Here is a 19888-nt window from a genome sequence, read left to right as displayed (position 1 = left end):
AACAATAAGACAGGATTACTGAAATATTATGGCTGAAATTGAACAGCAAGAACCTAACACACCACAGGAAGAACCTAAAATGACGCCTAAGCAGAAGCGTAGTATGTTACGCCGTTCTTTGGTGTGGATTGGTGTTTTGTTGTTGATTTTAGTCGGGACTTTGACGCTGATGTTTTCAACGGACAAGGGAAGTCGTTTTTTACTTGATCGTGTTTTATCAAAACAAAGTATTATTCAGTATCAATATGAAAGTGGGAATTTACTCAAGGGAATTATTTTAAAAAATATTATTGTGAGTTTAAAACCTGTCGATATCAAAATTGATCGGGCTGACGTATCACTTGGTTGGCGTGCTATTGTGAATAAAGAAATTCATTTAAGCCACGGTGATGTCAATAATCTCCGAATTATTATGAAATCGCCACCATCGGATGAACCCTTCAAATTTACTCCAATTAAATTACCTTTTGTATTACGTATTGATGATGCAACGGTTGATCATTTGCAGATTGCAACATCATCAGGTGTTAAAGTCGATTTTAATGATATTGAGTTGCATGAAGCATTGTGGGCAGGAACTCAATTAACCTTTGAAAATGCAAAAACAGATATGGGTTATTTATCTGTACGAAATGCAACAGGTTCAATGGATTTTTCAGGTAAATATCCAATTAATGCGAGAGCAATTGTAAAATTACCATCACTGAAAAGCCTAAATGTTGAAGATATTTATGTCGATGCTCGCGGTACTTTAGATACGATTAAAGCGGGTATTGCGACAAAAACACCCGATATGCTGACAGGTTGGGCAGTGGTTCATCCCATGCGTACACATGTGCCAATGAAAGGTGGATTGATTTTCAAAGACTATCACTGGCCATTGTTATTAGATCAAGAATTAATGTCTAAAAAAGGCACAGCGACATTTAATGGTAATATTGAACAGCTCAATTTAGATGTGCAAACGGATATTAGTGGAAAAAATATTCCACAAGGTCAATATACGGCTTCAATGAGTACCGATTTATTAAATCAATTGAATATTACCAATCTAAATGGTCAATTGATGGGTGGTGCGATTAATTTAGCAGGTATGGTGAGTTGGGAAGATCATGTGCATTGGGATCTTAAAGGGCGTTTAGATCGTATTAGTCCGAAAGATAAAATTATTCCACAAGCGATTCGAGACTTTTTACCACCATCATTAGATGCCAATATTGCCTCGAAAGGTGCATTAAAAGAAGGTATGCAAATAGGTGCAAATGTTGATTTTGACAAGTTTGAAACTTGGAATTTAAACCTTACACAGGCTGAAGAAAAAGCGAAAAAAGCACAGCCAATATTGATGGATGTTCAGTGGAAAAATATTGATCGGGCGATGCCTTATATTGGATGGCTAAGTAGTGACTCGGGCAATGTAAAATTGGCATTGGTTGAAGGACAGCAGAACATTCAAGTTGCAACAACCATTGGTAAGCATGAGCAAGCGACATTGCCTGCGGGACAATATCAAGCGAAGTTAGATTTAAAAGATAATAATTTACACATTCCTGAGTTTAGCTATCAGGCAGATCAAGGTCGTTTAACGGGTAATGCCGTGATTGAGCTACCTGATGAAAAACGTCAACTAAAATGGAATGCATTATTAAACGCACAAAACTTTAATCCGCAAAGTATTGCAAGTGCAGCACCAATCAATTCATTGAATGGTCAAGTTAAAGCCAATGGTTATGCTGTGCCAAATCAGCAAATTATTCAATTTCAGTCGATTGATTTAACAGGCAAAATGGTCAATCAAGCCAAAGCTGAAACATTGAAACTGACAGGAACAAGTACAGCTGCCCTTATCTTTAATAACGAAAAAGCAGGCGGTGGTTTTAAAAGTTTTGCAGTGAAATACGATGGTGCATTAAATACGAGTCAATTCCCACAGGGCAATGGCGTATTGAAATTTAAGGTTTCAGGTACACCTGAGTTGCTCAATATTGAAAACCTGCAACACGATGGTGCCGCAGGTAAAGTGGTTGCGAGTGGAATGGTGCAAATTGCCAATGGTTTTGGCTGGAATATTAATGCTTCATTGATACACTTTAAACCACAATATTTTGTTTCATCCGTTCGTGGTGAAGTCTCTGGTAATGTAAAAACGCAAGGTATATGGAGTGATCAAATCAAGAAAATCAACATTGAACAGCTCAATGTTGCAGGTATGATCAATAATAAGCCTTTGCGTGGACGTGGTAATTTGGCTGTCATTTTAAATAGTGATCAAAATGGTTTTGTTCCGACACAATTTGAAGCCAATAACTTATTACTTGCTTATGCTAATAATCAGCTTCAAGCGACTGGGAATTCCCAAAACTTACGCTTAAATATCAATGCACCAGCTCTATATGAGTTATATCCAGGTTTACGTGGTACAGCACATGGTTATTTAAATATAAAAGCCAAACCAAGTTTGAGTGCAACGGCAAATCTTGCCATAGATAATTTTGGTTATCAAAATAGTTTGAGTATCAAAAAACTGAGTTTAAAAGGTGAATTACCAACATCAATGACGACGCCAGCAAAAATGGTTGCGCAAATGGATACTTTACGAAGTGGTGGTCGTGAAATTCAATATGCCGCATTGACGTTATCGGGAACACGAAAAGCACATCTAATCCAATTACAAGGTTGGAACTACTATTCAAAATTTTATGTGCAAATGGCGGGTGGTTTTAATGCACAAAATGATTGGCTCGGGCAAGTTCAAAAAGGTGAGTTTGACTCTGTGCGTGTACATCTTATACAAGATCAAAATGCACCAATTATTTATACCACTGCAAATAAAGAACTGTATGTTGGACAGCACTGTTGGTCGAGTCAACAAAGCCAATTGTGTTTTGATCAACCCATTCGTGCGAGTCAAACTAAAGGCAATGTGTCATTCTTAACCAAAAATCTCGATTTGAAAGACTTTGGTGCATTTATGCCAGAAGGCTTAGCTATGACAGGCAAGCTCAATGGTTATGCTAAAGCCTCTTGGGCACAAGGTACGCGTCCTAAAATTGATGTCAAAATGGTCACGAAAAGTGGCGTCATTGGTGTTGCTGCTGACGATCCTGATGATGCTGCTTCAACACTTAGCTATGATGAGGCAAGTATTATTGCGAAAAGTATACCGAGTGGCTTGCAAATGCGTGTGGATTTGAAAGCACCCAATATTGGTACAGGCTATGCCAATGTCATTATTGATCCTTATACCGATGCAAAACCAATGCGTGGTGAAGTGGCATTTAATGATGTGCAGTTGAAAATATTAAAACCGTTTATCGCTGATGTCCGTAAAATGGACGGGACGTTGGCACTTGCGGGTAAAATTTCAGGCACATTAAGCAAACCATTATTTGATGGGGAAATGCGTCTGAAAAATGGCAGTATCAGCATGATTTCACTGCCTGTAAACCTAACCAATATTCAAGTCTATTCTTCGATTCGCCAAGATGTTGCAACAATTAATGGTGCATTTAACAGTGGTCGTGGTGTAGGGACGTTAACGGGCGGTATAAATTGGAAAAATGATCCACATATTCAATTGACATTAAAAGGCGATAAGTTAGTGATTCAACAGGCTTCATTAGTGACCGCTTTGGTTGATACTGAGTTGTCTGTAGATGTATTGCCATTAAGTAAACGCTTAACTGTCAAAGGAAATGTAACAATTCCTGCTGCGCTCATTTCAATGCCTGAGGCGAGTGCAACAGTGATTAATGTGAGTCCAGATGCTCGTATCGTTCGTGAAGGTCAAGATCAACTTGCCTTACTCAAAGCAGCACAGCCTTGGGATATACGTGCTGATGTCGATGTGAAATTAGGTGATAAGGTTACTTTTCAGGGCTTTAATAGTCGTATTCCACTACTTGGGCGTGTGTATTTGACCCAACGAGGGCTTGAAACAGCAATGCGTGCCAATGGTGCGATTGGTGTAGGACGTAAAGTGACCATTGAAGCTTATGGTCAGCGGTTAGATTTGAATCGTGCAATTGCGCGTTTTAATGGAGCATTGTCCAATCCAACGCTCGACGTAGATGCAACCAAAGTGATTCAGGGTAGTACTGTAGGAGTTCGTGTTACAGGCACAGCGGTGAGCCCAAATATTCAAGTTTATAATGATGCAGGCTTATCGGATCAAGAAGCAATGAATGCCTTGATTACAGGGCGAATTAATGAAGGATCGAGTGGATTAAGCAATGCCGATGGCTTTAAGTCCGATGTTAATAATACCATTGCAGCGGCAGGAATTAGTTTAGGTTTAGGAGGTACACGCGCCTTTACCAATCAAATTGGTCAGACTTTTGGTTTAAGTGGCTTGGCACTTGACGCACAAGGTACAGGAGATGATACACAAGTCAGTTTGACGGGCTATATTACACCTGACTTATATATTCGTTATGGTGTTGGGGTATTTACTCCTGTTAATAAATTAACCTTACGTTATCAAATGAATCAACGTTTGTATCTTGAAGCAAGTCAATCACTCGAAAAAGCCATAGACGTGTTCTATCATTGGCGTTTCTAAATTTGATAAAAGCTCGATAACCTTAAGTGCTTCGAGCTTTTTCATGCGTATGAAAAAGCAATCAATCGATGAAAATTTGGAAAATATCCCTTTTAGAAAGTTTTTTCAGTATGATATGTCGCAACAGGAGAATGTAATGAAAAGTTTAGTGATCTTGAGCATAAGTGCTGCACTATTGGTGTCAGGTTGTGCCGAAAAGAAACCTGCAACCCCTGAAGAAATTTGGCAAGGTTACTGCACAAGTATTGGAAATGCTGCACGAACGATTGCGCTCGATCGTCAAAATGGCATTACCAAACAACAAGCAATAGACTATGCAAACAAAGTGACAGATGCTACGACTAAAGGTTTTGTTTTGGAATACCTTGAAAAGATCTATGCTTTACCTGATGCTGAGTTAAAAGCAGATAAAGATGCAGTTCAGGCACGATTTAAAAAAGAAGCTTATGAGCAATGTGTCAACACACCACATGATCCGAAAAAGATGCCCGATTACAAACCGTTCTAAGGAACGGTTTTTTTATATCTTATAAGTGTGAATTATAAACAAGTATTGTCAGAAAAAGTGATTAGCATAAAAAGAGAAAAGCATATATAAAATATTAAAATAGATGTTTGCAAAGGAGTGGTGGAGATGAAAGTAGTCGCATACTTACACAATGCAGATTTATTGTTAGAAGACGAACAGGGTGTTGCGATCGTTGGTGGCAGTCATTATGTGCTTAGCCTTGGTGATCAAGTCGTATTTCAAAATGTTATTGATGAGCAAGCCAAATTATTTCAAGTTAATATCACATTTTCCTGTGCTGATCATGCCATGCAACATCAAGATGAAATTCAAATCAAATTTGAAGGATGTCGTGATCAACTTAAAAGCTATTTAGCGAAAACCACTGTACACTAAGGTGTAATGTACTTTTACAGATAAAAAAGGCAACATTGAGTTGCTTTTTTTGTTGCTCAATCAAGTCAAAAGTAATGTAAAAATAAATCTATTTTTTGTAAATAGAAAACTTTTGACAAAATAAGGCGAATTAAACATCTATTTTTCAAAAATGCTGAAAAATAGTGAATTTCGGCATCAAATGAAAAGTTATTTCAAAGAATATGTTGTTTAATATGACAATCAGATGAGTATTTATTTATAAAATAATGGTCATCACGAATTAACACGATCTTTGCATTAACTTTTGGCTTGATTTTTAGTAAAATTTGACTGTCCATATTGCCTGTGAAGCTTTTGACAAGCTGGAATTCAGAGGCAATTTTTTAAAAAAGAGGAATAAACCGTGCTAGAAGCTTACCGCCAACACGTTGCTGAACGTGCCGCACTCGGAGTCCCACCGAAGCCACTTGACGATGCTCAAACTGCTGACTTGGTAGAGTTGTTAAAAAATCCACCAGCAGGCGAAGAAGCATTCTTAGTCGATTTACTTGAAAATCGTATTCCAGCAGGTGTTGACCAAGCTGCATACGTAAAAGCTGCTTTCTTAACAGCCGTTGCTAAAGGCGAAGCAACTTCACCATTAGTTTCTAAAGAACGTGCGGTTTACTTACTAGGTACTATGCTTGGTGGTTATAACGTTGCACCTTTAGTTGAATTACTTGATGATGCAGAGCTTTCTGGTTTAGCTGCAGAAGCATTGAAAAAAACGCTTCTTGTATTTGATGCATTCCATGACGTTGCTGATAAAGCAAAAGCGGGCAATGCCAATGCACAAGCTGTTATGCAGTCTTGGGCAGATGCTGAATGGTTCACTACTCGTAAAGATGTTCCAGAAGAAATTAAACTTACAGTTTTCAAAGTAACTGGCGAAACAAACACAGACGACTTGTCACCTGCACAAGACGCTTGGAGCCGTCCAGATATTCCATTGCACGCAAATGCAATGTTGAAAAATGAACGTGATGGTATTAATCCAGAAGTTCCTGGTGAAGTTGGTCCACTTAACCAAATTAAAGCACTTATTGCACAAGGCAACCAAGTTGCTTATGTTGGTGATGTTGTTGGTACAGGTTCAAGCCGTAAATCTGCAACGAACTCAGTTCTTTGGTTCTTTGGTGATGACATTGCGCACATCCCGAACAAAAAAGACGGTGGTTATTGCTTAGGTTCTAAAATCGCTCCGATTTTCTTCAACACAATGGAAGATGCTGGCGCATTGCCAATCGAAATTGATGTTGCAAACATGAACATGGGCGACGAAATCGTTCTAAATATTGATCATGCTGCTGCTAAAGTAACTGCATCTAAAAACGGCGCTGTGATTGCTGAAGCTGAATTGAAAACGCCAGTTCTTCTTGATGAAGTTCGTGCTGGTGGCCGTATCAACTTGATCGTTGGTCGTGGCTTAACGACTAAAGCGCGTGAAGCTTTAGGTCTTCCAGTTTCTACTTTGTTCCGTGCGCCAGTTCAACCTGCTGCAACAGGCAAAGGCTTTACTCAAGCACAGAAAATGGTTGGTCGCGCTTGTGGTCTTCCAGAAGGTCAAGGTGTACTTCCAGGTACTTACTGTGAACCTAAGATGACGACTGTTGGCTCGCAAGATACAACTGGTCCAATGACACGTGACGAATTGAAAGACTTAGCTTGCCTAGGTTTCTCTGCTGATCTAGTTATGCAATCTTTCTGTCACACAGCTGCTTATCCAAAACCAGTTGACGTTCAAATGCAACACACGCTTCCTGATTTCATCATGAACCGTGGTGGTGTATCTTTACGCCCAGGCGACGGTATTATCCACTCTTGGTTAAACCGTATGTTAATGCCGGATACTGTTGGTACAGGTGGTGACTCACATACTCGTTTCCCAATTGGTATTTCATTCCCAGCGGGTTCTGGTCTTGTAGCATTTGCTGCAGCAACTGGTGTTATGCCACTTGATATGCCTGAATCTATTCTTGTGAAATTCAAAGGTAAAATGCAGCCTGGTATCACACTACGTGACCTTGTACATGCAATTCCTTATGTTGCGATTCAACAAGGTGATTTAACTGTAGAGAAGAAAGGTAAGAAAAACATCTTCTCTGGTCGTATCCTTGAGATCGACTTAACAGAAATGGAAAATGACCTGACTGTTGAGCAAGCATTCGAACTTTCTGATGCTTCTGCTGAACGTTCAGCTGCTGGTTGTTCAATCACGCTTTCTGAAGAGAAAGTTGCTGAATACTTGAAATCTAACATCACAATGTTGAAGTGGATGATTTCTCAAGGTTATGGCGATGCTCGTACGATGGCGCGCCGTGTTGAAAACATGGAAAAATGGTTGGCTAATCCATCACTTCTTAAAGCTGATGCTGACGCTGAATATACGAAAGTATATGAAATTGACCTTGCGACAATTACTGAACCAGTTCTTTGCTGTCCAAACGATCCAGATGATGCAAAATTGTTATCTGACGTTCAAGGCGTGAAAATTGACGAAGTATTCGTTGGTTCATGTATGACAAACATTGGTCACTTCCGTGCTACTGGTAAGTTGTTAGAGAAAGTTCCTGGCGGCGTGTTGAACACTCGTCTTTGGATTGCTCCTCCAACTCGTATGGATGAACACCAATTGATGGAAGAAGGTTTCTATAACATCTATGGTAAAGCTGGCGCGCGTACTGAAATGCCAGGTTGTTCATTGTGTATGGGTAACCAAGCACGTGTAGCACCGAACACAACTTGTGTTTCGACTTCTACGCGTAACTTCCCGAACCGTTTAGGTCAAGGTGCTAATGTTTATTTAGCGTCTGCTGAACTTGCTTCTGTTGCTGCGGTACTTGGTAAATTACCAACACCTGCAGAATATCAAGAATATGCTGCTCAAATTGACAGCATGTCTGCTGACATCTACCAATACTTAAGCTTCGATAAGATGGGCGAGTATACAGATGCTGCTAAAGATATTGATACGAAGAAAATTGCTGCTGCTCAGTTGACTTAATTTATTGAAAATTAATAATTAAGTGGTATAAAATAAGGGTTGATTATTCAGCCCTTTTTTTTAAATTTATATGAATGAGCAGATAAAAAGATTATTGATACTTGTATTTATGGTAATAGGTGGATTTATATTAAAAGTCCTTATTACTGCCGTACAACGAATAAATGTATCTAATCAAGATAGTTACATTGTAAATGTTGGATATATTGGTAGTTATATATCTGGTATTACATCGTTGATTATAGTTTTACTTACAGTTTTAGCTGTTAAGTATTCATATAATGTTTATATGGAAGAAGTGAAAAGAGTAAAACAACAAAGATTGGAAGATAGATTTTATCATTTACTAACTATGCATAAAGAAAATGTAAATGGAATGGTTATTGATTTAGAAAATTCTAAATTGGAAGGTTCGAAAGTTATTTTAAATATGTTTAGAGAAATAGAAAGTATTGTAAAAATATTATGTATAAAAAAATATTGTGAACAATATAAATTAGTAAATTTTAAAATAAAAAATATATCTGAACGTGACAAAAAACTATTAATTATACTTAAAAAAATGGATAAATATGAAATATTCAAAAAAATAAATTGTATTGGTATAAATGAGAAAATTATTTATGCAAATATAGCTTTTTTAATCATGTTTTTAGGATGTGGGGATCGGTCAAGCAAAATTTTAAAGAATTATCTGCTGAAATTTGAAAATAACTTTAATGTTGATGATGTCATTGGATTGTTTTCAGATGAGAAATTTAGAAACGATGTTAAAGAAAACTTTAAATTTAAGTTCAAACTATTTGGGGGCATCAGTCAAGATTAGGACATTATTTCAGAAATATGTTTCACATTGTGAAGTTTATTGACTCTGATCAAGACTTATCATTAGATCAAAAAAAATCTTATATTAAAAACTTTAGAGTACAATTAAATACATTTGAGCAAGCATTATTATTAGTGAATAGTATGAGTGTTTTTGGAAGTGATTGGTCACAATATATTATTAAGTATAAATTAGTAAAAAATATTCCGAAAGATTTTTTTGGAAGTGATTATTGGTTTAATCTGGAAGATGAAGTTAGAAAAATAGCAATCGAGAATTCTGGTTGCATTAGAAAAGAATATAATCAAGATATTGATATTTTTATGAGGAACTATTTTGAATTTAGTAAACACCAATTGAATGTGAAAATAGGTTTTACTTAATATTTTGATGCTATAATGTTAATACTTAGTATTGAATATAATTAAATAGGATTATGCTTAATTGATTTAAAAGATATCACGATCTTTACATTACTGAACATTAATTATTTTTTATTTTCATATTATATTTTTCAAAAAGTTGACGTAGCAAATGGCAAAACAAACTCGATTTTTATGTATTGGTGGCTTTCTGAATGGTTCAGCTTTGAAAGATCAAGGTGATAAATTTGAATGTTTAGAAAGCTCAAAGCAAGTGATGTATCGAAAATTGGAAATTTTTCATCCTGATTTAAGAGATGACAATTATTATGTTTGTGAAACTACTACAGACCAGCAAGCTAGAAACTGGGTGTATGATATAGATTCTAAGTAATTTTTTATTTGCACTCTATATCATTAATTTTTAAATAATATACTCAAAGGTTTTTACTTTATTGAAATATCTAACTATAGAATTTTTAATGCATAAAGCTAAATTATAGACATTGCCCATGATTTTAATAAATTAGATCAAGATTTTGGTCTAATTTTCGATATTTTTCCTTTATGTAATTTGTATAAATAATTATCTTAGTATAAGTAAAATATCAAAGTGGAAAATAAAGTCCTGTCCATAACGTACTAATCCGTTTAAAATTAGATAAATAAGACTTATTGGATATCGTATGAATTATCAATTCGATGCCTTCATGACCATAGTTGCTGCCGTTGCAGTACTCCTTGTTGGTTATATATTTGTCAACAAAGTTAGCATCCTGAAGAAATACAATATTCCTGAACCTGTTGCAGGTGGCTTAGTTGTGGCTTTAATTACCTACTTATTATTCAAAAGTTTTAATGTTACGGTTAATTTTGACACTAAAATTCAGCAAATATTTATGCTGATGTTTTTTACCTCTGTAGGTTTAAGTGCAAGCTTGGTTAAACTCAAAGAAGGAGGTAAATCACTACTTATATTTTTGGTTTGCGTGGTGATTTTTGTCTTGCTGCAAAATGTAGTCGGTATAAGTCTTGCTAAAGCTTTAGGTTTGGATCCTTTGATGGGTTTAATTACAGGTTCTATTACTTTAACAGGTGGGCACGGCACAGCGGGGGCATGGGGAACGGTTTTTGAGCAGGAACATGGCGTACAAGGGGCTATTGCCTTAGGTATGGCGAGTGCTACATTTGGTTTAGTCATTGGCGGTATGATGGGTGGGCCAGTGGCAAAATTCCTAATACGTCGCTACAAATTGGCGGAAGAGCTTTCCCCTGAAATAGGTCGAAAAGAAGCTCCACCTGCATCACAAACAGCGCCGTTCGAGTATCCAGAAAAGACCCGCTTAATTACAGCCGATGATGCGGTAAAAACTATGGGGATGTTCGCCATCTGTATCAGCTTTGCTTACTTCATGACAGCACTGGCTAAAGGACAGTGGTTTGAATTACCCACGTTTGTTTGGGCACTAATGTGTGGTGTAATTTTACGTAATATTTTAGAACATGGTTTGAAGGTTCAGGTCTTTGAGCGCTGTATTGATGTCTTTGGTAATGCCTCACTAGCACTGTTTTTAGCCATGGCATTAATGTCATTACAATTATGGCTCTTGGCAGATTTAGCAGGGCCTTTAGTCATTATCTTAATTGTTCAGACGATATTTTTGGCACTCTATTTGTACTTTGTGACTTTTCGCATTATGGGTAAAAATTACGATGCAGCTGTACTTTGTGCAGGGCAATGTGGCGTTAACTTAGGAGCGACACCAACTGCGATTGCTAATATTCAAGCAGTAACCAATACTTATGGTGCATCACATAAGGCCTTTTTGATTATTCCACTTACCGGGGCATTTTTCGTGGATATTGTGAATGCTTTTGTCATTCAATTTTCAATTGGTATTTTGAGCTAATATTTCTAATTTTATCTTAAAAATAAAAAAGCACCTCAAGGTGCTTTTTTTAATCGTATTTTTGGAATGATAATGTAAATAATCTAAAGATAGACATTAAAAAGCCCCATGGTTAGGGGCTAGTCGTATGTGCATCTAGGGCACATACTGTAGAGGCTCATCTCATACTATGAGTATTAAAGCATAAATTGGAATATTTATCACGGAATATATTCTTTTAATATTGGTTATAAATATGCATAGTAAACATAAATTTATGAAATATTTAACATTAATAATATAGAAGTTTAAACATAAAAGAATATAAGGCAATTAGCTATCAAGAAAGTATTCTTTGCTTATTGTTATTGGGTTCTTGAAAAGTTGATTCAATAAAATTTACAATTTTTTTTAAATTAAAATACTACCGAAGCTTGGGAAGTAAAGACTACGGAAAAGATATTCTATATCTATCAATTTTTTGGAAACACGAAGCTTATATTGTGATTTTAGAGCGAAATAAGTGGAATACGGTATCTTTAGTGCATTAAATATTTTAATTTATGGGCGTTGTTTTTCGATTGCACAATTATTGTTTAAACTACTCTGTGTAGAAGTTTTTGCTAAGCTGACATTAACGGCAGGAATATTGGTGGTCGTTATTGTGATTACAACATTGGTTATTCGTGAATATTTGTCTGAGAAACAACTTAAAAAAGATGGGTTTATTGATTAGCCATTTATGGTAGATCAAGACCATATTGATAAGTATATGGTCTTGATCTACATTACAGAATTACTCAATCATCATTAAGTCAGCACTATTGGCTATTTTAAGTGGTCTTAATGCAAAGATAGTCCGAGTATGGCGAATTCCTTTCATTGAATATAAGTTTTTACGTAAGAATCGCTCATAATGCTCTGCATTTTTCACAGCAACTTTAACCAAATAATCATAATCACCTGTGACTAGGTGTGCTTCTACGACTTCGGGCATATTGGCTAAAGCATCACTAAAATCTTCTAAAATTTCATCATCATGACGTTCAAGCGTAATTTCAATGAAAAATAACTCATCGATACCAATCGCTTTGGGATTAATATTTGCTGAATAACCTTCAATAATTTTTAAATTTTCAAGGCGTTTAACTCGTGTCCAACACGGTGAGGATGATAAACCTACCAAATCTGCAAGTTGTGCAATGGTCAAACGACCATCTTTGTGAAGTGCCGATAAAATTTTTCGGTCAATTTTGTCTAGAGAGTATCGGTTGTCATTCATATCGATTGTCACAAAAAATATTTTCAAAAATGATTGAAAAAATGAAATTTTATTCTGAAAAATAGAAAGATTAAACCTAAATTCGGGAAACATTCTATAGTGCAGCGTATTAAAATAATCCTATTCAATCAAAGGCATTTGGGAGATTGGCTTTGATTGTATGCAATGCATCTTTAGCGGAAGGGTGCCACTCAAGATGCATTGTGTACCTCAATTTTATTTTCAAGACTTTGCCGATTAGCATGCAATATAGTATTGCAATTCAATTATTTAATATTAAGATTTCACTCTTTTTTGTTTTAACCAATAGGCTAAACTTAAACATGAAATCCAGAGTGGAATCAGCAAAACTGCAATACGCATATCGGGCGTCATCCACATAATACAAAGAATACCGAGCATAAAAATAACGCAGATATAATTACTCAGAGGGTACATGAGGCTTGGAAAAAGCGTCATTTTTTGTAATTGAATCATGCGCTTTTTAAATTTCAAATGAGTCAGTGATAACACCATCCAATTGATCACAATGGCAGAAACAACAAGGCTCATGAGCAATTTGAAAGCTTTGTCTGGAAATAAATAATTTAATAATACACAAATTGCAGTAACCAGTGCTGAGACTAAAATAGCCGTATAAGGAATACCACGCTTATTGATTTTACTTAAAAATTTTGGCGCATTGCCTTGTTCTGAAAGTCCGAGCAACATGCGACTTGTGCCATAACTCGTACCGTTATAAACAGAAATTGCTGCAGTGAGTACTACAAAATTGAGTACAGTTGCCACGCCTTGGCTGCCCAAAGAATCAAAAATTAAGACAAAGGGGCTACCGCCTTCAGCAATTTGGTTCCATGGAAACAGTGACAATAATATAAAAATAGTCAAAATATAAAATAGCAAAACACGGTAAACAATTTGATTAACAGCTTTAGGAATGGTTTGCGTTGGATTTTTGGTTTCTGCTGCAGCAATACCAACCAATTCAATGCCACCAAAAGAGAACATAATAATTGCCATTGCCATGACTAAGCCAGATAAGCCATGAGGGAAAAAGCCACCCAAAGCCCACAAATTACTCACAGAAGCGGTTTCTCCAGCATGACCACTTGCGAGTAAGTATGCGCCAAAACCAATCATACCGATAATGGCTAAAATTTTGATGATGGAAAAGGCAAATTCCATTTCCCCAAAGACTTTTACATGCATCAAGTTAATGATATTGATAAAAATAAAGAAGCCTAAGGCAGAAACCCATGTTGGAATTTCAGGCCACCAATACTGTACATATAAACCAATTGCACTCAGTTCAGCCATACACACCAAAACATTGAGTACCCAATAATTCCAACCTGACATAAAGCCTGCAAATGGGCTCCAAAATTTATAGGCGAAATAACTAAAAGAACCACTCACAGGTTCTTCTACGACCATTTCACCCAATTGACGCATCATGAAAAAGGCAATAAGACCTGCAATGGCATAACCTAGAATTACAGATGGGCCAGCAAGTTTAATGGTTTGTGAAATACCGAGAAAGAGCCCAGTACCAATAGAACCACCTAAGGCAATCAGCTGAATATGTCGATTGCTTAGCCCGTGTTTAAGTTGGCTTTGCTGTTGAGTAGACATCAATAATCCATGTATTTTGCAAAAAGATAAAAAGGTGTAAATGTACTTGTCGTTGGCATTAGTCGAATTACAATAAAACGGCAAAATTTAAACGCTATAACTATAATTATTTTTTATGGAATAATGAAATTTTATTTATGAATAAAAAATGACTGTTTGTATTTTGAGCGCAATATGCGGTTTAAAACTGCATTAGAAATAAACATTCATTTACCGTGGGTAAATTTGTCTTTTACTCGTGTGCCGATTAACATAATGGCTTAGAAAAAATAAAAGCATGGCACATGAGATTGACCGTTTGGTATACCCTCCGTAAATTTGTTTATGACAATCTACATGATGAAGAAAATGAAACGCTATTTAGTCGTTGTATCAACTATGCGTTGATTAGTTTGATCATTGGTAATGTCATTGCGGTCTTACTTGAGTCAGTTAATCAAATTTATAAAGATTATCAATGGTATTTTGATATTTTTGAAAATATTTCTATCCTGATTTTTACAGTGGAATATATCTTACGTTTTTGGAGTGTGGTCGAGAAAGATCCATTCGATTCGGAATGGCATCAACGCTGGAAATATATCACGAGTGGAGCCGCGATTATTGATTTACTGGCTATTTTACCCGCATATATCAATTTCTTTGTACAAATAGATTTACGATTCTTAAGAACACTGCGTCTATTACGCTTGTTAAAGCTCACTCGTTATTTTGTGTCCCTACAAATTTTGTTGCGTGTCATTGAGCGTGAAAAAGGTTCATTTCAAGCGGTTATTTTTATTCTTGGTATTATGATTGTGATGGCGGCAGCAGGTATTTACGTGGTTGAAAGTCGGGCACAACCTGAAGTTTTTAGCTCGATTCCTGCGTCTATGTGGTGGGCTGTGGTGACATTGACCACAGTTGGATATGGCGATGTGACACCCATTACACCTGCGGGGCGATTTTTAGGTGCGCTAATTACTATTCTTGGGGTTGGTTTAGCCGCTTTACCTGCAGGGATTCTGGCAAGTGGTTTAGCGAGTGAGTTAGAGCAACGTAAACAACAATTGGAAATACGCTTTCGTGATTTATTATTAAATTGTGAAATCGATATTATTGATGATTCACAAAAGATTGATCAAATTCGTAAAGATGTTGGCCTATCTGTTGATCAGACTAAAGAAATTGTTTTACAACTGATCAATGAACGTAAAGAAAAAGAACTTTTAAAGGAGAAAAGCAAATTTTGTTTTTGTCCTAATTGTGGTTATAAATTACCTGATTAGCTTTTGTAAAATAATGAAAGCATTAATTCTATAATGGTATTTGTTTAAGCCAATAATTAATCAAAAAAGATTTTATTGATTATATGAAGTGAAATTTTTAAATGTATGGCAAGAAATTTCGCCAAATAAGCACATTATTGGAAAAAATTAATAAATTGAACAAGGTGATAATTTAAATGAAATTTTTTTAGATGCAATATTTTGATAGTTGAGTTCTCTTTATGAATCTTTAAAAAGTATTGTAGATATCAATGTTTTTATCTTTAAAGAAAATTGCCGTCATATCTAATTCTTGATTCAAAATATTTTCAGATATTATTGTTTTGACTTTTAGATAAAAATTATTCATGTATTTCATAAAATTGTTGAAAAATGTTCATCTGTATTTTTGTTCATTAAATTCATGTCATACTGAATATTATTTACTTTGTTGTTTTGTTTATTTGATCTCACTGAAGACTTAGTTCGATAATTCACTTGAAATATTTTACTTCATCGAGACATTCAAAGTATTGCTTTGAATTTTTACTCAGATAAAGCTTTGCTTTATGGACTCCCTCGCTCATGCTAGAAATTCGTCACCTTAAAACCTTAACTGCCTTACGTGAGCATGGCTCACTTGTTGCTGCTGCCAATGATCTATGCTTAACGCCATCAGCAATTTCTCATCAACTCAAAGAGTTAGATCATTGGTATGGAGTAGAGGTGGTCAATCGCCGTTCACGTCCTGTGACATTTTCCAATGTTGGACAACGTTTATTGAAACTTGCTGATGATGTTTTGCCACAAATTCATATTACACAATCAGATATTACTCGGATTGTGCATGGGCAAACGGGACGTATTATTTTTTCATCAGAATGTCATAGTTGTTTTGATTGGTTGATGCCATTGTTGAATCAATATCGCCATCAATATCCTGATGTAGATCTCGATTTTGCTTCAGGTTTTGAGGCAAACCCGCATGAATTATTACAAAACGGTGAGTTTGATTTACTCATTACCGCAGATCCTATTGCCTTAAAAGGTATTGAATATTTTCCAATTTTTGAATATGAATCACGTTTGGTTTTGTCAAATACCCATCCTTTGGTACGTGCTGAACAAATTACCGTACAAGAACTTGCAGAAGAAACCCTCATTACATATCCTGTCGATAAACATCGTCTAGATATTATGGCGAAACTTTTTCTTCCTGCGAACATTCAACCGAAACATATTCGTACAACCGATTTGACGCAAATGCTGATTCAATTGGTTGCAAGTGGGCGAGGAATTGCTGCATTGCCTGATTGGGTAGTCAATGAATATGAGCAGAAGGGTTGGGTAACATCACGACGTTTGCACTGCGTTGGAAAAACAGGATTACGCCGTACTTTATATGCAGGTTATCGTATTGAAGAGATGGAAAAGAGCTATTTTGAAGGATTTTTAAAACAACTAGATAAATTTGCACAAAAACGTCATCAATATTACAGTGCTTAAATATTCAATAAAAAGCCTTTTCCTTTAAAACGGAGAGGGCTTTTTATTATGAATTTGTTTTTGTTTAAAATAACTATTTTAAAAAATTTAATAATATTTGACTAGATTTAGAGTTGTAGTATTAAGAATGACTTTACCTGCGATATTTGGGTTATTTAATCTCTAACCGTGATAATATTAAAAAGTGGATATACTTTAAACAATAACCATTTTAAAATATCACATGAAATCTAACTCATTTTTAGATTTTAATTTTAAATCGATCAGATGTATTTAGGATGATCTATGTCTACGCAACCAAGCTCGCAACAATTAATGACCGTGATTCAAACCCAAACTGCCATTGCTAAATTGGGTTTAGACCTTAATGCGGTAATGACACTTGTTGCTGAGCAAGTTCAAGATATGACACAAGCCAAAGGTGCGATTGTTGAGCTTGCTGAAGATGGTGATATGGTTTATCGAGCAGTGTCGAATGGTGCAGATCAGTTTTTGGGCTTACGTTTAGGCATGCATAATAGTCTGTCAGGGTTGTGCATTGAACAAAATAAAACGCTGTATTGTCAGGACAGTGAACATGATGTTCGCGTAGACCGTGAAGCATGTCGCCGTGTCGGGTTACGTTCCATGGCAGTTGTACCTTTGATTCATGCAGGCGAACCTATCGGCGTATTGAAAATCTATTCAGAACGGGTTGATGCTTTTCAAGAAAGTGATATGAATTTATTGGGGCTTATGTCTGAACTAATTGCAGCAGCCATGTATCACGCTACTCGTTTTGGTGAGCAAGAACTTTATAAACTTGCGACACAAGATCATTTAACAGGGCTTGCCAATCGTGCATTATTCCTAGATTGCTTGCGACAAGGAGTTGAGAAAGCGAAACAAGCAGGTAAAGTTTTGGGCATTTTAATGATTGATATGGATGGGTTAAAACCAATTAATGATCAATATGGACATCGGCTTGGCGATGAGGCTCTCAAAGAAATTGCCCGTAGAATTGTTAATAATACTCGTCAAAATGACTTGGTTGCCCGTCTAGGCGGAGATGAGTTTGCTGTGATTTTAAGTTCAGTTGCCGATCAAGAATTAGCAACATCTGTGATGAATCGGGTTGCACAAGTATGTGGCTTACCCTTTGTGTTTGAAAATATTAAATTAACCATTGGTGCGAGTGTTGGCTTGGCATTTTACCCTGTGGATGCAGCTGAACTTAACCAACTGATTGAATGTGCAGATCAAAAAATGTATGCGCACAAACGACAGAAAAAATCTTTGAGTTTAAGTATTTAAGTTTAGGGATGTATTATTCCTTTCTTTCTCTTAAGAAAGTCATGGCACAAGATTTTCAACCAAGAAAAATTTAAAATTACAGTGCTTTTTCATATATAGTGTAAAAATCATGTGAAAAGATTGTGTAAATGTTCGGTCGCTCTAAGGATATATGGATTATTTGTGCAGGCTTTATTGCTGCAATGCATATTGGAAAATTACCGCCAGTTGTACCTGTTTTACAACAAGAATTACAGATTAGCTTTTTTCAAGCAGGTTTGCTGTTGTCCTTGGTACAAGGTGCAGGGATGTGTTTTGCCTTACTTTTTGGTAGTTATGTAGAAAAATTGGGGTTACGCCGTTGTATTGTTACAGGATTAATGCTGCTGACGAGTGCAAGTATTTTGGGCAGTATAAGCCAAAGTGTAAGTGCATTACTTTTCTTAAGAGTTATTGAGGGTTTTGGGTTTCTATTAGTGACGACAAGTGCGCCTGCATTGATCCGTCAAATTACATTACCTGAGCAAATTAATAAAAAAATGGGGCTCTGGAGTGCCTATATGGGCGGTGGTATGGGAATCGCTTTATTGTGTACGCCCTATTTATTATTGTTTATGGGATGGCAGGGGGTATGGTTGTTCTTTGCAATGCTGTCCGGACTGATTGCATTCATTATTTATATTCAAATTCCTGAACCACCTCGACATAGACAAACTGTAGATATTCAAAAACTCATTGCTATGACCTTAAAACATTCTCCTGCATGGTTGTTAGCGTTGATATTTGGTACTTATGCAGGACAGTGGTTGGGTTTGGTCGGATTTTTACCGACTATTTATCAACAAAATCAAATTTCATTACAAATGGCAGGTGTGCTGACGGCTGTTGTTGCCATGAGTAATGCTGTAGGCACTGCGTGGTGTGGCGTGTTACTACAACGAGGTATACAGGCAAAATTGTTGATGCAATTTGCTTATGTGGTCTTGATGGTCTGTGCGATTGCTTTTTATTGCTTTAAGCAATTTTTACCTTTTATCGTACAATATGTTTTAGTGTTGAGCTTTTCGTTATTCGGAGGCTATATTGCTGCGATTATTTTCTCTCAGGCAATTCATTTTGTAGCTAAGCCAATTGCTATCAGTACGACAATTGGTTTGGTTTTACAGTTTTCATCTATTTCTCAGTTCATTTTACCCCCTGTCATTGCATTCATTGTTTCAATTTCTGCAGACTCTTGGTTTTGGGTTGGAATCTTAATGGCGACACTATCTGGTTTCGGTATGATTTTATGTCAAAGACTATTTCATCCCAAAACGCTAAATCTTCAACGTGATGCAATTGTTGAGTAAAATTACTGAATTAGTATATAAATACAATGAGTC

15 protein-coding genes are annotated in these 19888 nt (G+C 36.2%); 13 read left to right on the top strand and 2 right to left on the bottom strand.

Annotated features, from left to right (window positions below):
• Positions 1–28 precede the first annotated feature (28 nt).
• From FW754_RS08930 to FW754_RS08890, 9 genes are all read left to right on the top strand, one after another.
• Positions 29–4561 (top strand): translocation/assembly module TamB domain-containing protein, encoded by a 4533-nt coding sequence (locus FW754_RS08930; protein WP_446324438.1) that lies wholly within the window; start codon positions 29–31, stop codon positions 4559–4561.
• A gap of 136 nt (positions 4562–4697) precedes the next feature.
• Complete coding sequence (locus tag FW754_RS08925; RefSeq protein ID WP_446324437.1) at positions 4698–5069, top strand: hypothetical protein; 372 nt, start codon at positions 4698–4700, stop codon at positions 5067–5069.
• A 126-nt stretch (positions 5070–5195) separates the two neighbouring features.
• Entirely contained in the window at positions 5196–5465 is a 270-nt protein-coding gene (locus FW754_RS08920) for a hypothetical protein (RefSeq protein ID WP_409511399.1), read from the top strand.
• A 385-nt stretch (positions 5466–5850) separates the two neighbouring features.
• Positions 5851–8490, top strand: a complete 2640-nt coding sequence (locus tag FW754_RS08915) for a bifunctional aconitate hydratase 2/2-methylisocitrate dehydratase (RefSeq protein WP_409511398.1) — start codon at positions 5851–5853, stop codon at positions 8488–8490.
• Positions 8491–8560: 70 nt separating this feature from the next.
• Complete coding sequence (locus FW754_RS08910; RefSeq protein WP_446324436.1) at positions 8561–9316, top strand: hypothetical protein; 756 nt, start codon at positions 8561–8563, stop codon at positions 9314–9316.
• Positions 9317–9345: 29 nt separating this feature from the next.
• On the top strand, positions 9346–9699 hold the full coding sequence (locus FW754_RS08905) for a putative phage abortive infection protein (RefSeq protein WP_446324435.1): 354 nt from the start codon (positions 9346–9348) through the stop codon (positions 9697–9699).
• Between the two features lie 151 nt (positions 9700–9850).
• The gene (locus tag FW754_RS08900; RefSeq protein WP_446324434.1) at positions 9851–10072 is read left to right on the top strand and encodes a hypothetical protein; all 222 of its coding nucleotides are present in this window, start codon (positions 9851–9853) and stop codon (positions 10070–10072) included.
• Between the two features lie 292 nt (positions 10073–10364).
• Positions 10365–11588, top strand: a complete 1224-nt coding sequence (gltS, locus tag FW754_RS08895; RefSeq protein WP_446324433.1) for a sodium/glutamate symporter — start codon at positions 10365–10367, stop codon at positions 11586–11588.
• A 502-nt stretch (positions 11589–12090) separates the two neighbouring features.
• On the top strand, positions 12091–12303 hold the full coding sequence (locus tag FW754_RS08890) for a hypothetical protein (protein ID WP_446324432.1): 213 nt from the start codon (positions 12091–12093) through the stop codon (positions 12301–12303).
• Between the two features lie 60 nt (positions 12304–12363).
• Here the strand turns inward: FW754_RS08890 and FW754_RS08885 are convergent, their stop codons facing one another.
• Both FW754_RS08885 and FW754_RS08880 read right to left on the bottom strand, forming a co-directional pair.
• Entirely contained in the window at positions 12364–12849 is a 486-nt protein-coding gene (locus FW754_RS08885) for an Lrp/AsnC family transcriptional regulator (RefSeq protein ID WP_409511392.1), read from the bottom strand.
• Between the two features lie 276 nt (positions 12850–13125).
• Positions 13126–14481 carry an amino acid permease gene (locus tag FW754_RS08880; RefSeq protein WP_409511391.1) on the bottom strand — a complete coding sequence of 452 codons (1356 nt, stop codon included), beginning with the start codon at positions 14479–14481 and terminating at the stop codon, positions 13126–13128.
• Between the two features lie 284 nt (positions 14482–14765).
• On the opposite strand from FW754_RS08880, the gene FW754_RS08875 reads away from it, so the two are divergent.
• From FW754_RS08875 to FW754_RS08860, 4 genes are all read left to right on the top strand, one after another.
• The gene (locus tag FW754_RS08875) at positions 14766–15749 is read left to right on the top strand and encodes an ion transporter (protein WP_446324431.1); all 984 of its coding nucleotides are present in this window, start codon (positions 14766–14768) and stop codon (positions 15747–15749) included.
• 564 nt (positions 15750–16313) lie between these two features.
• Positions 16314–17234, top strand: coding sequence for a LysR family transcriptional regulator (locus FW754_RS08870; RefSeq protein WP_409511389.1), 921 nt, complete (start codon positions 16314–16316; stop codon positions 17232–17234).
• A 285-nt stretch (positions 17235–17519) separates the two neighbouring features.
• Complete coding sequence (locus tag FW754_RS08865; RefSeq protein ID WP_409511388.1) at positions 17520–18527, top strand: diguanylate cyclase domain-containing protein; 1008 nt, start codon at positions 17520–17522, stop codon at positions 18525–18527.
• A gap of 128 nt (positions 18528–18655) precedes the next feature.
• A complete protein-coding gene (locus tag FW754_RS08860) occupies positions 18656–19855 on the top strand; it encodes an MFS transporter (protein WP_446324430.1) in 1200 nt (399 codons plus the stop codon).
• Positions 19856–19888 lie beyond the last annotated feature (33 nt).

The sequence above is a fragment of the Acinetobacter sp. 1207_04 genome, assembly GCF_052850415.1.
The sequence above is the reverse complement of the archived record's forward strand: the minus strand, read 5'-3'. Positions and strand labels throughout refer to the sequence as shown.

What these genes read in the sequence shown, in the direction of transcription:
- FW754_RS08930 (WP_446324438.1), top strand. Translation starts at nt 29, where the DNA reads ATGGCTGAAATTGAACAGCAAGAACCTAACACACCACAGGAAGAACCT.
- FW754_RS08925 (WP_446324437.1), top strand. Translation starts at nt 4,698, where the DNA reads ATGAAAAGTTTAGTGATCTTGAGCATAAGTGCTGCACTATTGGTGTCA.
- FW754_RS08920 (WP_409511399.1), top strand. Translation starts at nt 5,196, where the DNA reads ATGAAAGTAGTCGCATACTTACACAATGCAGATTTATTGTTAGAAGAC.
- FW754_RS08910 (WP_446324436.1), top strand. Translation starts at nt 8,561, where the DNA reads ATGAATGAGCAGATAAAAAGATTATTGATACTTGTATTTATGGTAATA.
- FW754_RS08900 (WP_446324434.1), top strand. Translation starts at nt 9,851, where the DNA reads ATGGCAAAACAAACTCGATTTTTATGTATTGGTGGCTTTCTGAATGGT.
- gltS (WP_446324433.1), top strand. Translation starts at nt 10,365, where the DNA reads ATGAATTATCAATTCGATGCCTTCATGACCATAGTTGCTGCCGTTGCA.
- FW754_RS08885 (WP_409511392.1), bottom strand. Translation starts at nt 12,849, where the DNA reads ATGAATGACAACCGATACTCTCTAGACAAAATTGACCGAAAAATTTTA.
- FW754_RS08880 (WP_409511391.1), bottom strand. Translation starts at nt 14,481, where the DNA reads ATGTCTACTCAACAGCAAAGCCAACTTAAACACGGGCTAAGCAATCGA.
- FW754_RS08875 (WP_446324431.1), top strand. Translation starts at nt 14,766, where the DNA reads ATGAGATTGACCGTTTGGTATACCCTCCGTAAATTTGTTTATGACAAT.
- FW754_RS08870 (WP_409511389.1), top strand. Translation starts at nt 16,314, where the DNA reads ATGCTAGAAATTCGTCACCTTAAAACCTTAACTGCCTTACGTGAGCAT.
- FW754_RS08865 (WP_409511388.1), top strand. Translation starts at nt 17,520, where the DNA reads ATGTCTACGCAACCAAGCTCGCAACAATTAATGACCGTGATTCAAACC.
- FW754_RS08860 (WP_446324430.1), top strand. Translation starts at nt 18,656, where the DNA reads ATGTTCGGTCGCTCTAAGGATATATGGATTATTTGTGCAGGCTTTATT.